At 73.7% G+C, this 15075-nt stretch carries 13 protein-coding genes; 4 read left to right on the plus strand and 9 right to left on the minus strand.

What is annotated here, in order from left to right; genetic code table 11:
* The first annotated feature begins 5 nt into the window (after nt 1-5).
* A complete protein-coding gene (locus FHX73_RS35980; RefSeq protein ID WP_145910203.1) occupies nt 6-425 on the plus strand; it encodes a nitroreductase family deazaflavin-dependent oxidoreductase in 420 nt (139 codons plus the stop codon).
* A 52-nt stretch (nt 426-477) separates the two neighbouring features.
* Here the strand turns inward: FHX73_RS35980 and FHX73_RS35985 are convergent, their stop codons facing one another.
* On the minus strand, nt 478-1350 hold the full coding sequence (locus FHX73_RS35985; protein ID WP_246214091.1) for an NAD(P)H-binding protein: 873 nt from the start codon (nt 1348-1350) through the stop codon (nt 478-480).
* A 161-nt stretch (nt 1351-1511) separates the two neighbouring features.
* Here FHX73_RS35985 and FHX73_RS35990 point away from each other — a divergent pair, with 161 nt between their 5' ends.
* Nucleotides 1512-2798: an MFS transporter gene (locus FHX73_RS35990; RefSeq protein ID WP_145910204.1), complete on the plus strand. Its 1287-nt coding sequence runs from the start codon at nt 1512-1514 to the stop codon at nt 2796-2798.
* A gap of 10 nt (nt 2799-2808) precedes the next feature.
* Here the strand turns inward: FHX73_RS35990 and FHX73_RS35995 are convergent, their stop codons facing one another.
* The 6 genes from FHX73_RS35995 to FHX73_RS36020 form a co-directional block, all read right to left on the minus strand.
* Nucleotides 2809-4629, minus strand: coding sequence for a hydroxysqualene dehydroxylase (locus FHX73_RS35995; protein WP_145910205.1), 1821 nt, complete (start codon nt 4627-4629; stop codon nt 2809-2811).
* A gap of 171 nt (nt 4630-4800) precedes the next feature.
* Nucleotides 4801-5271, minus strand: coding sequence for a cyanase (gene cynS / locus FHX73_RS36000; RefSeq protein ID WP_145910206.1), 471 nt, complete (start codon nt 5269-5271; stop codon nt 4801-4803).
* A 120-nt stretch (nt 5272-5391) separates the two neighbouring features.
* Nucleotides 5392-6000, minus strand: a complete 609-nt coding sequence (locus tag FHX73_RS36005; protein ID WP_145910207.1) for a DUF6058 family natural product biosynthesis protein — start codon at nt 5998-6000, stop codon at nt 5392-5394.
* A 15-nt stretch (nt 6001-6015) separates the two neighbouring features.
* A complete protein-coding gene (locus tag FHX73_RS36010; protein WP_170305233.1) occupies nt 6016-7383 on the minus strand; it encodes an MFS transporter in 1368 nt (455 codons plus the stop codon).
* A 101-nt stretch (nt 7384-7484) separates the two neighbouring features.
* A complete protein-coding gene (locus FHX73_RS36015) occupies nt 7485-8642 on the minus strand; it encodes a ThiF family adenylyltransferase (RefSeq protein WP_170305234.1) in 1158 nt (385 codons plus the stop codon).
* Nucleotides 8643-8923: 281 nt separating this feature from the next.
* Nucleotides 8924-10975, minus strand: coding sequence for a prolyl oligopeptidase family serine peptidase (locus tag FHX73_RS36020; protein WP_145910210.1), 2052 nt, complete (start codon nt 10973-10975; stop codon nt 8924-8926).
* A 221-nt stretch (nt 10976-11196) separates the two neighbouring features.
* On the opposite strand from FHX73_RS36020, the gene FHX73_RS36025 reads away from it, so the two are divergent.
* Nucleotides 11197-11847 carry a hypothetical protein gene (locus FHX73_RS36025; RefSeq protein ID WP_145910211.1) on the plus strand — a complete coding sequence of 217 codons (651 nt, stop codon included), beginning with the start codon at nt 11197-11199 and terminating at the stop codon, nt 11845-11847.
* Complete coding sequence (locus tag FHX73_RS36030; protein ID WP_145910212.1) at nt 11844-13139, plus strand: nucleotidyl transferase AbiEii/AbiGii toxin family protein; 1296 nt, start codon at nt 11844-11846, stop codon at nt 13137-13139. The genes FHX73_RS36025 and FHX73_RS36030 overlap by 4 nt, the downstream gene beginning before the upstream one ends.
* Nucleotides 13140-13161: 22 nt before the next feature.
* On the opposite strand, the gene FHX73_RS36035 is transcribed toward FHX73_RS36030, so the two are convergent.
* Together FHX73_RS36035 and FHX73_RS36040 are read right to left on the minus strand one after the other, a co-directional pair.
* Complete coding sequence (locus FHX73_RS36035; RefSeq protein WP_145910213.1) at nt 13162-13845, minus strand: TetR/AcrR family transcriptional regulator C-terminal domain-containing protein; 684 nt, start codon at nt 13843-13845, stop codon at nt 13162-13164.
* Nucleotides 13846-13891: 46 nt separating this feature from the next.
* On the minus strand, nt 13892-15049 hold the full coding sequence (locus FHX73_RS36040; protein WP_145910214.1) for an FAD-dependent oxidoreductase: 1158 nt from the start codon (nt 15047-15049) through the stop codon (nt 13892-13894).
* Between the last annotated feature and the right edge of the window lie 26 nt (nt 15050-15075).

The following is a 15075-nucleotide window of genomic DNA, read 5'->3' on the forward strand; positions in this document are numbered from 1 at the left end:
ATCAGATGTCAGAGCGACTGCAGCGCAACCAGCTTGTGATCGACGAGTTCCGGTCCGCCGCTGGGGTGGTGGGCGGTGACTTCGAGGGCGTTCCGCTGCTGCTGCTCACCACCACCGGTGCGCGCAGCGGGGAGCCGCGTGTCATGCCGATGACCTACCTGGCGGACGGCGAGCGGCTGGTGGTCTTCGCGGCCAACGGCGGGCGGCCGAACCACCCCGGCTGGTACCACAACCTGCTGGCCGATCCCGCCGCCCGGGTCGAGATCGGCACCGAGGCGTTCCCGGTGACGGCGACGGTACTTGAGGGCTCGGAACGCGAGCGGCTCTGGGCCCAGCAGCTGGTGCGCACCCCGTACTTCGAGGGCTTCCAGGAGCGGGCAGGCGACCGCCGGATCCCGATCGTCGCGCTGACCCGGGAGGCCTGAGGGTCGGGCCGACCTACGCGAGCCCGGCGCCGCCCGACCCTCCGCGTCCGGTTCAGGCCCGGAAGACCTCCGTGTTCTCCGCCACCCAGCTCGCGTAGGTCAGCCCCGGGCGGCCCAGCAGTTGCTCGACCACCGGGGAGATCGGGGCCGGGTGGCCGACCGCGCCGGCCAGGTAGCCGAGCAGGGTGGTCACCACCGGGGCGGGCAGGCCGGTCGCGAGCATGGCCCGCTCGCCCTCCTCGTGGCTCAGCTCCTCGAACCGCAGCGGGCGGCCGATGGCCTCGCCGATGATCCGCACCTTGTCCACCAGGGTGAGCGACTCGGGGCCGGTGAGCAGGTGGCTCTGGCCCGCGTGCCGCTCGTCGAGCAGGGCGAGGGTGGCGACCCCGGCGATGTCCCGCTGGTGGATCGGCGCCATCCCGGCCAGGCCGTAGGGCGCGCGCACCACGTCCGAGGCGCGGATCTGCGGCGCCAGTTGGAACGACGTGTTGGTGGCGAACTCGCCCGGCCGCACGAAGGTCCAGCCCAGGCCGGAGTCGCGGATCTGCTGCTCGACGTCCCGGTGGATCCGGGCGATCAGGTTGTCGCCGTGCTCGCCGGTGTCCTCCACCGAGGACGAGGAGAGCAGCACCACCCGCTCGACCCCGCGCTCCCGGGCCAGCCGGAGCAGCCCGGTGGCGCTGCCGCCGCCCAGCGCCGCCACGTTGAGGAAGAGCGCCCGCACGCCGGCCAGCGCCTCGGCCAGGGTGTCGGGCTCGGCCGGGTTGCCGGCCACCACCTCGGCGCCCGCCAGGCCGGCGGCCCGCGAGGCGTCCCGGGTGACCGCGCGCACCGGCCGGCCCTGGGCGAGCAGTTGCTCGACCACCTCGCGGCCGACGTTTCCGGTGGCCCCGGTGATCAGGAACATCAGGTTCTCCTTGCTCATCGACGTGCTGTGCTCACTGACGCGCCAGGCTCGGTTTCGTGCCATGCCCATTGACGTTCCGTCAGTTTTTCAGGTCCTGCTCTCCGGGCCAACGACCCGCCACCGCAACAGGGTTCCCGGGAGCGCTGGACAGCCCCGGACCTGACTGCCAGCATCAGGTGGTGCGCGAAGAATCCGAAGGTTCCCCCACGATCTGGCGTCACCGCGAGTTCCTGCTGCTCTGGGGCGGGCAGACGGTGAGCGAGTTGGGGTCGCAGGTCACCGTGCTCGCCCTGCCGCTGGTCGCACTGGTGCTGCTGGACGCGAGCACCTTGCAGGTCAGCCTGCTCTCCATGGCGGTGACCAGCGCCTACCTGCTGGTGGCGCTGCCGGCCGGGGCGATCGTGGACCGCAACCGCAAGCGCCGGCTGATGATCTGGTGCGACATCGCCCAGTTCGTGCTGATCGGGTCCGTTCCGGCCGCCCGGGCGGCCGGTGTGCTGACGCTCGGCCAGCTCTACGCGGTCGCGCTGCTGTCCAGCGTGTTCGCCGTCTTCTTCACCGTGTCGTACCAGAGTTACCTGCCCACGCTGCTCCGGCGCGACCAACTGATGGACGGCAACGGCAAGATCGCCGCCTCGCAGTCCTTCGCACAGATCGCCGGGCCCAGCCTGGGCGCGGTGCTGGTCGGCGTGGTCGGGGCGGCCGGGTCGATGGCGGCGGACGCCGTCTCCTACGCGCTCTCGGCCGCCTCGCTGCTGGCGATCCGGCGCGCCGAGCCCGCCCCCGCCTCAACCGCAGCCGGTGAGGCCGACGGCGGGGGGCGGCCGAAGCTGCGCCGCGAGATCCGGGCCGGGCTGGCCTACGTGCTGCGGGACCCGATCCTGCGCAACTCGGTCGCCTTCAACGGGACGGCGAACTTCTTCGTCATCATGGTGGAGACCCTGGGCCCGGTCTTCCTGGTCCGTAGCCTGCACCTGGCGCCCGGCTACGTGGGCCTGCTGCTCGCGCTCGGCGCGGTGGGCGGGATCGTGGGCGGGCTGTGCGCCAAACCGCTGACCCGGCAGGTGGGTTCGGCCCGGATCAGCTGGCTCTCGATGACCCTGCTGAGCCTGCCCGGCCTGCTGATCCCGCTGGCCCGGCCGGGCTGGGGCGTGCTGCTCTTCGGGTTCGGCTGGATCTCCTGGACCTTCGCCTCGACGCTCAGCAGCATCTCGCTGATCAGCTACCGGCAGGCCGTCTGCCCGCCGCACCTGCTCGGCCGGGTGAGCGCAGCCGCCCGCTGGATCAACTGGGGCACCCTGCCGCTCGGTGCCCTCGCCTGCGGGCTGCTGGGCTCCACCCTCGGCGTGCACGCCACGCTCTGGCTCGCCGTCATCGGGGGCTGCTCGGCCGGCCTGTGGCTCTACTTCTCCCCGCTGCGCGCCATGCGCGACCTCCCGCTGGGGCCGCGCGCTGCAGTGGCCTAGGCAGGCGTCGCTAACCCAGGTCGAAGGTGTTCGGCAGGCCCAGCGCGTAGCGGCCCTCGTCGATCAGTTGGAGGGCCGCCAGCTCCGGGGCCCGGTAGAGCAGCTGGACCTCGCAGCGCGGGGCGGTGGAGCCGTCGGCGTCCAGCAGGGCGTTGACGGCGCGGCGGGCCGACTCGTTCGCGCCCTCCATGGTGGCCAGGTCCACGTCGGTGCGCACGTAGTCACCGGCGAGGAAGAGGTTCGGCACCCGGGTGGCGGCCGTCGGCCGGTGCTGGAGGGTGCCGGCCGGGTGGACCAGGAGCTGCTCGCGGTTGGCCGGGTTCGGCCCGCCGAGACCGGTCACCGCCGGGTCCATGAACCACGAGAGCCGGTCCTCGTCGCGCAGCGGCTCACCGCCGGTGCCGTTGAACGCCCGCTTGCACTGCTCCCACACCTCCTCGACCACCTGCTCCCGGGTGCACTCCTTGGCGGTCCGGCCGAACAGCACCCCGGGCCGGTCCCACTCCGAGACGCAGATCGACAGGCAGTCGCGCGCCGTCCCGTCCCCGTAGTCGGCCGCGAAGTCCCGGTCCCAGAACTGGGCCTGGTGCACCGCCGTGAGCGACCAGGGCGAGTCCAGCGCCGCCGCGTGCCCGTGCACCAGGCGGGGCGAGCGGCGCAGGTAGAACTGCACGCCCGTCATCCAGTCGGTCCTGATCAGGTCGCAGCGCGCCAACTGCGGATCGGCCACGCGCAGTTCCGGCCCCCAGGTGGCGCGTGCGTGCTCCACCGGCATCGCCTGGAGGTAGTGGTCGGCGGTGATCGTCTCCGCCGGGCCGCCCGCGCTGGGGGCGATCCGCACGCCGGTGATCCGCCCGTCGGCGTAGCACAGCTCCTGCACCTCGGTGCCGAACCGGACGCGCACGCCGAGCGAGTCCAGGTGCGCCGCCCACGGGTCGATCCAGGCCTCGCTGGTCGGCGCGTTGAGCACCCGGTCGGGCTGGCCGTCCACGCCGCGCCCGAGCAGGCCGTTGAGCAGGAAGGCCTCCACGATGGTGCGGGCCACCGTGCGGGTGCTGGCCTCCTCGGCCTTGGTGGCGACCAGGTCGCGGGTGAGCCCGGCGCCCAGCAGGCGCTGGTAGTCGTGCGACATCCGGTCCGCGCGGATGAACTGCCACCACGGCACGTTCTCCCACTGCTCGTCGCGCCGCCGGTCGCAGCTGGTCAGGTGGACCAGCAACCGGTCGGCGAAGTAGGCCACTTCGGTGGCCGGGAGGTGCAGGGCGGTGTCCAGCACACCGGTGAGCGTGCGGCGCAGGTTGTCGGGTGCCAGGTCGCCGGGGGCGAGCGGCGTGGTGAGGATCTGGAACGGGAGCAGCAGGGCCTGCCGGGGCGCATCGTAGGCGAGCAGGGCCTCGGTGCCGTTGCGCAGGTTGTCGTGGACGCTGCCGGTGCGGCCGGGGAGCGGGATGCGGCGCATGGTGTCGGGCAGGTTCCGGTAGAAGCCCGGGAAGAACCGGAAGCCGTGCTCGCCGGGGAGCGGACGGCGGCCCCCGGTGCCGGTGCCGGGGACGTCCATGCTGCGGGCCTTGCCGCCGAGTTGCCGGTAGTACTCGTACACGGTCACCTGGTAGCCGCGCTCGGCGAGCTCCTGGGCGGCACTGAGGCCGGCCACGCCGCCGCCGAGCACGGCGACCCGCCTGCCGGCGCCGCCGCCGGAGCGGGGCGCCCCGGCGGCAGCCGCACTGGTCGCCGGGGCGCCGAGGGCGAGCGCACCGCCGACGGCGGCTGCTCGGGAGGCCTGGGAGAGGAACTGACGGCGCGTCCGTCCGTTCGGGCCGGCCTTGCTCACGACACCCACCCCATTCGATTACTGTCCGCCATTAATGTCGGCCATTGTGCGACGCCGACACCGCGTCAGAAACCGTCGGAACGGATCGATTCGCGCCCTCCCCCGGTCATCCGACTACCTACTCACCCCATCGGGTGATCCATCGAAACGGCGCCAGATTGACGCCGATCATCAGAAAGGCTTGGTGGGCAGGTACTTGCCGTCGAGCGTGATGACGGCTCGCTCGCCGCCCTCGGGGTCGGCCACCTTCTGCACGTCGAGCCGGAAGTTGATCGCCGAGATGATGCCGTCGCCGAACTCCTCGTGCACCAGGGCCTTGAGGGTGGTGCCGTAGACCTGGAGGATCTCGTAGAAGCGGTAGATCGTCGGATCGGTGGGGATGCCGCCCGGGATCGAGCCGCGCACGGGGATGGTCTGCAGCAGCAGCGCCGCCTCCTCGTCCAGGCCCAGCAGCTCGGCGACGGCCCGGGCCGACTTCTCCGGCAGGGGGTGCTGGCCGAGCACGGCGGCGGTGGTGAAGGTCACCGACAGCTCGGCGGCCTCGGCGATCTGCTGCCAGGTCAGGTCCTTGCGGGTCTTCGCCTCGACGGCGACGATCGCGAGCGCCTGGCGGGCGGTGGGGTCGAACTGGGCGTGCACCACGGGAGGGAGTCCTTCCAGGGACGGCAGAGACGACGGGGACAACGACGGGGACGACAGGGACGACGGAATCCGGTCCGGTACCGGTCCGTCAGGGCTACGGCTCGTCAGGGCTACGGCTCGTCAGGGCTTCGGGTGGTGGGCGCGGACCTCGGTGATGCACTCGTCGCGCGAGACCGGGCCGCCGAACCTGAGCCGGTCGTAGGCCGCGAATGGCGGCTCCAGCGCGTCGAGTTCGTCCACCGCGCGGTGCAGCTCGGCCAACTCGCCGGCGGCCGGCGGGGCACCTGCCCCGACCACGGCGCCGATCGCGGCCCGGATCTCGGCGATCAGCGCGTCCTTGCGCTGCATGGTGCGCGGGTGCACCTGGTACAGGCAGACGTACTGGCCGCTCAGGTAGGACTCGTACTCCTCGGCGGCCAGCGCCGGATCGCTCCACTGGGCCCGGAACCAGTCGGCCAACTCGGCCAGCCCGCCCGCCTCGTCGGCGAGCGCGAACAGGTCGGCCGGCACCATCTCGGTGCCGTCCGAGCGCAGGTAGCCCGGCAGCGGGAGGCGGCCGCCGAGCATCTCCTTGCGCACCGCGTCGGCCGGCTCCCCGCGCTCGGCGGCCACCCGCTCCAGCGGCACGAAGTAGGCGTCCACGTAGGCGTCGTCCGCCGCCGTCATCGGGTGTTCGCCGTTCACCTCGCGGAAGCGCACCGCGAGTTCGTCCTTCAGGTCGGCGGCCATCTGCCCCGTCCCCTCTCAGCCCGTCGGGCTCTCGGCTGTCTCGACAGCCGGTCCGGCGGCCGGTCCGGCCGCTGCTTCGGTGGCCGCGGCGGGCGACGGGACGGCGTCCCCCTGCCCGGTCCGGCCGATCCGCCGCACCGGCGACACCAGCGTACCGAGGAAGACCAGCCCCTGTACGGCGGCCGCCCAACCGAAGACGGTCCGGGCCGGCGCGGCGCCGACCACCAACTGGCCGCCGAGCAGCGCCCCGAGCGGGATGGTCAGGTAGGCGACGGCACGGCCCACCGAGACGGTCCGCCCGATCAGTTCGGACGGCACCGCGGTCTGCCGGGCGGTGAACCAGGCGACCACCACCACCGAGGTGGCGATGCCCTCCAGGCTCCAGCCGACCAGCACCGCCCACCAGCTCGGCGCCACCACCGGCAGCACCATGGTGAGTCCGGAGAAGCCCATCGCGGCGGCGAGCAGCGAGCCGAGCCGGAAGCGCTCGGTCAGCCGCTCGGCGAGCACCGCGCCGACCACCGCGCCCAGCCCCTGCCCGCCGAGGACCAGGCCGAGCGCCACATTGGGCATCCGCTCGACCTTGAGCACCAGGTAGAAGAGGCTGCTCTCGACGGTGAACGCGGCCAGGTTGGACAGGGCCATCAGCAGGGTGCCCCAGAAGACCGGCTTGAGCTCCCATAGCGTGCGCAGGCCGGTGCGGAAGTCCTCCCAGATCGCGGTCGGTTCAGTCGCCTCGGTCGCCTCGGCAGGCTCGGCCGGCTCGGCCGGTGCCCGCCCCGGGCGCAGCGCGCCGATCGAGGCGATCAGGCCGGCCGAGGCGGCGAAGGAGACCGCGTTGAGCAGCGCCGACCAGGACGGGCCGATCGCCGCGACGAAGGCCAGCCCGGCCACCGGGCCGAGGAAGCTCAGGGCGCTGTCGGCCGTCTGGGTCCAGGAGTTGGTCCTGGCCAGCCGGTGCTCGGGCACCACGTCGACCAGGAAGCCCTGGAAGGCCGGGAAGTAGAACGGCCGGACGCAGGCCAGCACGAAGGCGCAGACGTAGAGCGCCGCGACCGGCGGGTGCGGCAGCAGCGCGATCGCCGTGATCACCAGCGCCAGCGCGGCCGAAATGCCGTCGCACAGGATCATCAGGCGGCGCCGGTCGAACCGGTCCGCGATCACCCCGGCGAAGAGCCCCACGACGATGTAGGGAATGAATTCGATGGCGTAGGCGAACGCCGTCGAGGCGGCCGATCCGGTCAGTTTCAGAACGAGCAGCGGGATCGCCAGGCGGTAGATCCAGTCACCGGTCCCGGATACCAGGAATGCCGCTCTGAGCCGAATGTCGGCCGTCCTTTCCCGGGGGGCGGCGACGGGATTCGGTGGTGTCGTGGTGGGCACGTGCTCTTCTCCTGGCGGTTCTTCGGGACGGTTCCGCGCGGTGCTGACGGGAATTCAGCGGTGCGCAGGTCGGGGTAGATCGGAACGGGTTCGGGGCGGAGTCAGAACGGGAGCGGCCGGGGGTCGGTGAGCAGCCACTCCAGGGCGGCGGCGGGCGGGACGTCCGCGCAGGTGGGGCACGCCGGGTCGCGGTCCCAGCGCTCGGCGACGGTGATCCGCGGGTCGTGGAAGGTGGTCTCCAGCAGGCGGCCGACCGAGAGCGGCGGGCTGACCCGGGTGGCCAGCCTGACCAGCTCGGAGACCATGAACCCGGCCTCGGCCGCGACCAGGGCGTTGAACGCGGCGGTGTCCTCGCCGAACGCGCGGCCCTCCCGGTCGGTCTGGTCCAGCTCGTCGAAGACCATCCGGGAGGTCGGGTCGCTCTCCCGGGCCTGCCGGTACCAGCACTCCACGCAGCCGCTGACGCCGGGGACCATCGTGTAGTGGATCGCCCGCTGGGTGTCCACGCCGCCGCCGATCAGCGCGGCGCCGGCCCGCAGGCAGCCCTCGTTGAGCCAGTGCACGACGTGCACCTTGGGGCGGTCCACCACGGCGATGACCAGGTCGCGGTCGTGCACCACCCGGTACACGTCGTCGGCGGACATCAGCTTGGCCTCGACGGCGTCCAGCCGGATGCCGCTGTTCAGCGCGCGGGCCCGCTCGGCGGCGACGTGCACCTTGGTCCGGCCCAGGTCGGGCTCGCCGTAGATGATCTGGCGGTTGAAGTTGGAGAGCTCGATCTTGTCGAAGTCGACGATCCGGATGTCCGTGAAGCCGATCGCCACCAGGTCGATCAGCACGTGCGAACCGATCCCGCCGACCCCGAGCACGGCCACCCGGGCGTCCCGGACGCGCCGCTGGTACTCGTACTTGGAGACCTCCAGCGAGGCGTAGGTCTCGAAGAAGCCCAGGTTGTTGGACCAGCGCCCGCGGGCCGCGGCGTCGAAGTCCGGCCCCTGGTCGGTGGCGTCCTGGAGCAGGCCGGACTCGTCCAGCGCGTCGAGCGCCTCGGCGACGTCGTCCGGGCTGACGTCCGGGTGGGCGGCGGCGAGCTCGCGGTGCACCTCGGCGGGCTCGCGGGTGCCGTCGAGCAGCTTCAGCAGGGCCAGCACCCGGCCGTCCGGGTCCTCCAGCGAGGTCAGTTCACCGCCCAGCCGGAAGTGCACCGAGCCGTCGGAAACGAAATACGGAATGCTGACCTTGAGCGCCGGACGTGCCACGGGAACCCCGCTTCTGTACTGGGAAATGGCAGCGGAAACGTGCGGGACAGGCGGGAACAGCGGAGGCGGCCGAAGCCGCCGGGTGCGGCGGGATTCCGGGAGCGGAATCCCGCCGCGTTGCTCAGATTCAGCCCTTGACGGCGGCGGCGGCGCCGCTGTAACGCTTGGTGGACTTCTTGATCATTGGAATCACCTCCCCCTTTCAAGATGCACATATGCTATTCACGGCCGCGCAGCCGTGGCAATGCTTCCGTTATGATCGACTCCTGACGCCGGCTAAATTAATCCGGCGTCATATCCCGGTGCCCGTGATCCAATTCCGGTTTCCGTTCCAGGGCGGCGGCGAAGAAGGCCAGCACGTCGGCGAAGTAGGACAGCCGGGCCGGGCGGGCGTGCACGCCGTGGCCCAGCCCCGCCCCCTGCCGCAGCAGCACCGGGCGGCCGGAGCCGGTCGCGTGCTGCAGCGCGGCGCACATCTTGCGGGAGTGCAGCGGATCCACCCGGGCGTCGTCGTCGAAGGCGGTCAGCAGCACCGCCGGGTAGGGCGCGCCCTGGCGCACCCGGTGGTACGGCGAGTAGCCGAGCAGCCAGCCGAGCTCCTCCGGCACCTCGCGGTCGCCGAACTCCTCGGTCCAGTAGGGCCCGTAGCCGGTCAGCTGGTAGCGGGCCAGGTCCAGCGGGGCCGCCGTGGCGGCCACCGCGCCGAACAGCTCCGGGTGCTGGGTCAGCGCGGCGGCGACCAGCAGGCCGCCGGCGCTCTGACCGAAGGCGCCCAACTGCCCCTCGGCGCAGTAGCCGGCCGCCAGCAGGTGGCGGGCGGCGTCCGTGAAGTCGTCGATGCCGCGCTGCTTGTGCTCGCGCATCCCGGCCCGGTGCCACTCCTCGCCGTGCTCGCCGCCGCCGCGCACGCAGGCCACCGCGAACTGGCCGCCCCACTCGGCCCAGGCCAGCGCCGCCGCGTAGTAGTCCGCGACCTGCGGCTCGCCGAAGGCGCCGTAGCCCTGCAGGACGGTCGGCAGCGGCCCGGGCGGCGCGCCCGCCGGGCGGGTGAGCAGCAGCCGCACGGGCGTGCCGTCGCTCGCCCGGTACTCCACCTCGCTGACCGTCAGCTCCGGCACCGGCCCCGGCAGGCCCGCCGAGCGCCAGACGGTCAGCTCGCCGGTGCGGGCGTCGTACCGGTGGACGGTCTCCGGGGTGGTGCGGTCGGAGTAGCCGAACCAGGCCTGGTGGCCGCCCGGGTGGAAGGTCAGCTCGGTGACCGCCCCGCCGCCCGGCAGTGCGAGCTCTCCCAAGGGCGCACCGGTGTGCAGGTCGTGACGGGTGATCAGTGGTCGGCCCGCCAGCGACCGCAGCGCCAGCAGTTCGGGTCGGGCGAGTTCGGGCCCGTCCAGGATCGCGAAGGAGTCCAGCACCGCGTGCTCGTCCTCGGGCAGCAGCTCGCGCGGGTGGGCGGCGCCCGGCGGTCGGACCAGCAGGCGCCCGCGCGGCGCGTCCGCGTCGGTGAGCAGGTAGAGCGTACCGTCGGCGGCCGGCCACGGGGTGGTCCAGCCCTCGCTCGCCAGCTCGGTCAACTGCGGCTGCTCCCAGGGCGCCTGGCGCAGGTCGGCGGTCCAGAGGCGGTTGCCCGCGCCCAGTTGGTCGGTGGCGACCACCACCAGCAGGTCGCCGCCCGCTCCGGTGGTGACGTCCGGCTCGGCGCCCTCGGGCAGGGTGAGCACCTCGGTGTCTGCGGCGCCGGGGGTGCCGATCCGGTGCAGCCGGACGGCCTCGCCGCGTCCGTAGTAGAAGGCGCTGCCGTCGGCGGTCCAGGCGACGGCGCCGTACCGGCAGCCCTCGACGGGCTGGTCGACCGTCCGGCCGTCCGCCACGGCGGTGATCCGCAGGGTGTACTCCTCGGAGCCACCCTCGGCGAGTTGGTGGGCGACCAGTCGGCCGGTCGGGTCGGGCACCCAGGCGCCCAGCACGCCCTGTGCGCCCGGGTCGACCAGGGTGCGCCGCACGCCGTCCCGCTCGACGACCAGCACGGGCCGGTCGGCGTCGGCGCCGCGCTGGGTGAAGAAGGCCTGCCCACCGGCGAACTGAGGCGGGGTCAGGTGGTCGAAGGAGGTCAGCCGGGTGAGCGCGGATCGGAACTCCTCGACGCTCGGCCAGCTCTTCCGGGTGCGGGCGTAGAGGTCGCGCTGGGCGGCCGCCCAGGCCAGGGTGCCCGGCGACCGCGGGTCCTCCAACGGCCGGTACGGGTCGGGCACCGTGCGCTCGCCCAACTGGTCGGCGGCGGTCGGGGATCTCGGAGCGGGCGGTGCGGCGGACTCGGCGTCGGTCGAGGAGTGCACGGTCCTCCCGGGAGTGGCGCGGACTGCGGGGTGCCGCTCCCGGGTCCGGGCTCCGGGCGAGCGGACCGTCGGCGATGGCGCGCCATCATAGGCCGGGTAGCCGGATACACGTCAAGAACGCCTCGCCGAACGGCCCCGCCCCGGTGGGCACTTCGGCCCTCCGGGCCTGCCCGGGTCCACCGCCGGTCGGCGTGTCGGACCCGTCTGCGATGATCACGCCCATGTGGCAGCAACACCCTGAGCAGTTCGAATCGCACATCACCGTGGACTGCGCGGCCGACCGGCTCGACCGCCTCGCCCAGTGGTCGGCGGACCGGGGGCTGGAGTTCCTGCACATCGTGCTGGCCCGGGGGCGGATGACCTCCCAGCCGATGGTCACCCTCACCGGCACCGGCACCCTGGCCGAGCACCGCGCCGCCGTGGCGGCGGCCGCCGAGGCGCTCCGGGCGGACGGCTTCCGGCCGGTGCGGGTCAAGGTGGAGGCCGCGCCGTGGGCGAGCGGGGTCCCCGGCAGCGACGCCGAGGCGGCCGCACTGCCCGCGGACACCTACTTCGAGCACCACGTCAAGGTCCGCCTGCGGCCCGGCCAGAGCCGCGACCGGCTCGCCGAGCGGGTGCGCGGCCACGGCGCGCACGTCTCCTGGAACGCCCGCCGCGCCGACGGACCCGACGGCGAGCAGCGCTTCGTCACCCAGCGCTGCCACGGCGTCGGCCTGGCCACCGCCGGCGAGCGCCTGGCGGCGCTGCTCGGTGCGCTCGCCGACGGGTTCGACGTCCGGTCCGTGGAGCGCGAGTTCGTCCTGCACGACAGCAACACCTCGGTCGACGACGGATGGCTGGACGTCCAGCCGGAACTGGAAGGCGCGCGATGAACCCCGACTGGCACTCGTTCGGCTGGACCCGCGGCTCGGTCCCCCGCCAGCCGCTCTCGGACACCGAGCGCGCGGACCTCGGCGTCCCGCTGACGCTCCGTCCGGTCACGGACGAGCGGGCGCAGCAGGCACCCGTCTTCGACCCGGCCCTGCAGCACCTGCGCTACGGCTACCGCGCCGCCGATCCGCGGTTCGAGGAGCCCGAGTTGGCCGCCGCCTGGCCGTCGGCCCGGCGCCGCGCGCTGGACCTGGTGCTGGCCGCCGTCGCCGACTCCCGCTGGGTGGACCACCTGGTGCTGCGCGGCAGCGTGCTGCTGCGCGCCTGGTACGGCGAGGCGGCCCGCGAGCCGGGCGACCTGGACTTCGTGGTGGTCCCCCGGGACTGGATGTTCGACGACCTGCGCAGCACCGAGATGCTGGACGGGATAGCGGCGGCCGTCGAGCGCACCGCGGCCGAGGCCGGCGGGCCGGTGCGGTTCGAGGCCGCGGCCGCCGCGGTCGACGACATCTGGACCTACGACCGGGTGCCCGGCGTGCGCATGGTGCTGCCGTGGACGGCCGGCGAACTGCCGGGCGGCACCGTGCAGATCGACTTCGTCTTCACCGAGCCGCTGCCGCTCCCGCCCGAGCCGATCGCGATCCCGTCCGCCACCGGCGACCGGGCCGCCGTGCTGCACGCCGCCACCCCCGAGCTCTCGCTGGCCTGGAAGCTCATGTGGCTGCTCACCGACGACTACCCGCAGGGCAAGGACCTCTACGACGCCGTGCTGCTCGCCGAGCACGGCCCGCTGCGCTACCGGGTGCTGCGGGACGCCTTCGCCGCCGGCGGCCCCGAGCAGGCGCTCCGCCCGGTGCTCGACGACGCCGTCCCGGGGATCGGGCGCGAGGTCGAGTGGGAGGACTTCCAGCAGGAGTACCCGGTGATCACCGCCGGCGCGGACGAGTACGTCGCGCGGCTGGGCGCCGCGCTGGCGCCGACCTTCGCGCAGGAGCCCGCCGGGCTGACCGAACCGGGGCTGCGCAACTGGTGGCTCGCCGGCTGGCTGGAGCGCTACCGCGCGGGCTTCGACGCCGCGGGGCTCGCCGCCACCCTGGAGACCATGGCGCAGGACCGACTGGAGCTGGCGGCGGCCGTGCTGATCGTGCGTGAGCTGCTCGGCCGGGACCGGACCAGCATGGAGCAGGCGCGCGAGAGCGTGCTCGCCGACCCCGCCTGGCTCGGCTGGACCGGGCCGAAGCACCGGGATCCGAACGCGCACCACAACAAGGTGCTGCGCGGCTGGGAGTACTGACGGGCCGTCCGGCCGGGCCCGCTCAGGCGTCGGCCGCCACCCCGGCGATCACCGCCCGGAAGGCCCAGCCCAGCCGCTGCTCGGGGCTGCCGGCGAACAGCCGGTCGGCGAGCGCGGTGATCCTGGGGTGGGTCGCGGGGTCGGCCCCGCGCAGCGCGGCGACGTGGGCCCGCAGGTCCTGCGCGGAACCGGGGTCGGCGTCCCGGGCGGACTGCTCGGCGGCGGTCGCGGTGGCGACCTGAAGCAGCAGGTCCACGCCCCAGGCCGCGCGCTCGTCCGGCACCCCGCCCTCGGCGAGCAGCGCGAGCACCGCCTCGACCAGGGCCAGGTAGTGCGGCCCGGCGGGGCGGGCGACCAGCGCCGACTGCGCCAGGCCCGGGTGCCCGAAGAGCAGCACGGTGTACCGGGTGAGCAGTCCGGTGAGCCGGTCCTGCCAGGGGCCGGGGGCGGCGTCCGCGGCGAGGTCCAGCTCGCCGAGCAACTCGTCCAGGATCGCGGCGTGCAGCTCGGCGGTGTTGGCCACGTAGACGTAGAGCGAGGCCGGCCCGGTGTCCAGCTCCTGGGCCAGCCGACGCATCGTCACCCGTGGCAGGCCCTCCTCGCGCATCACTTGCAGGGCGCTCGCGACGATCCCGGCCAGACTGAGGGCGGGCTTCGCGGGCCGCTCGCGGCGGCTGCGCGGGGGTGTGGGTGCTCCGGTCGTCATGGCAGTCACCGTAGGGAACGCGTTCGTTGCGAACAAGTTCGGCGACTCACTCCGCCGAGGTGGCGAACTGCGCTGGGTCGCCGAACTGCGCGGCCAGCCGCTCCAGGCCGTCCGGGCCGAACATCAGCGCCGTGTTCGCCGCCGACTCGGCCGCGCCCGCCTCGGCGCGCGGGAAGAGCAGCGCCTCGTAGGCGGCCAGCGCGGCCTCGGGGTCGCCGGGGTGGTCGGCGATCGCCCGGCCGAGGTCGGCCCCGTCGATCATGGCCAGGTTGGCGCCCTCCCCGGCGAACGGGGACATCAGGTGGGCGGCATCGCCGAGCAGGGTCACCCCGGGCACCCGGGGCCAGCGGTGGCCGACGGGCAGGGCGAAGATGTGACGCGGCGTCAGCGCGCCCTCGGCCTCGCCGACCAGGGCCCGCAGGGCCGGGTGCCAGTCCTCGAAGTGGGCCAGCACGGCGGCCTTGGCCCCGGCGGTGTCGGCGAAGTCGATCGAGCCGAGCCAGTCCTGATCGGCCGTCAGCGCGGTGTACGCGTGCACACTGCCGTCGCTCTCGCGGTGGGCCAGGATGCCCCGGCCGGCCGCCAGGGCGATGAAGAAGCCGTCGCCGACCAGCGCGGTGGCGGCGCCGGGGCGGCGCAGGTCGGTCTCGACGAAGGAGATGCCGGTGTAGGCCGGGAGCTCGGCGGAGAGCAGCGGACGGATCCGGGACCAGGCGCCGTCCGCGCCGACCAGCAGGTCGGTGGTGCGGGTGGTCCCGTCGGCGAAGGCGATCTCGTGGCGGCCGTCACCCAGCGGGCGGGAACCCAGTGGGCGGGCGCCCAGCACCTTGCTCCCCCAGTGCACGGTGCCGGCCGGGAGCGCGTCGAGCAGCAGGTCGCGCAGCTGCCCGCGGTCCACCTCGGGGCGGCCGCCGGTGCCGTCGTCGGGCTCGTCCAGGCGCACGGTGCCGTCGGCGGCCACCAGGCGCATGGCCTGCCCGCCGGGGTGGACCAGGGCGGCGAACTCGTGGTGCAGTCCGGCCGCGCGCAGCGCCTGCTGCCCGGTGTCGTGGTGGATGTCGAGCATGCCGCCCTGGGTGCGGGCGTCCCGGGAGGCGTCGAGGTCGAAGACGGCGGCCGGGATGCCCCGGGTGTGCAGCACCCGGGCCAGGGTGAGCCCGCCGAGGCCGGCGCCGATGATCGCGATGGGGTGGTGTGTGGTCATGCCCAAACGGTAACGAACGTGTTCGT

Source organism: Kitasatospora viridis, assembly GCF_007829815.1.
Lineage (GTDB): Bacteria > Actinomycetota > Actinomycetes > Streptomycetales > Streptomycetaceae > Kitasatospora > Kitasatospora viridis.

Excerpts from the sequence above, each read along its gene's own strand:
- FHX73_RS35980 (WP_145910203.1), top strand. The coding sequence starts at position 6 with ATGTCAGAGCGACTGCAGCGCAACCAGCTTGTGATCGACGAGTTCCGG.
- FHX73_RS35985 (WP_246214091.1), bottom strand. The coding sequence starts at position 1,350 with ATGAGCAAGGAGAACCTGATGTTCCTGATCACCGGGGCCACCGGAAAC.
- FHX73_RS36030 (WP_145910212.1), top strand. The coding sequence starts at position 11,844 with ATGAACCCCGACTGGCACTCGTTCGGCTGGACCCGCGGCTCGGTCCCC.
- FHX73_RS36005 (WP_145910207.1), bottom strand. The coding sequence starts at position 6,000 with ATGGCCGCCGACCTGAAGGACGAACTCGCGGTGCGCTTCCGCGAGGTG.
- FHX73_RS36035 (WP_145910213.1), bottom strand. The coding sequence starts at position 13,845 with ATGACGACCGGAGCACCCACACCCCCGCGCAGCCGCCGCGAGCGGCCC.
- FHX73_RS36040 (WP_145910214.1), bottom strand. The coding sequence starts at position 15,049 with ATGACCACACACCACCCCATCGCGATCATCGGCGCCGGCCTCGGCGGG.
- FHX73_RS36025 (WP_145910211.1), top strand. The coding sequence starts at position 11,197 with ATGTGGCAGCAACACCCTGAGCAGTTCGAATCGCACATCACCGTGGAC.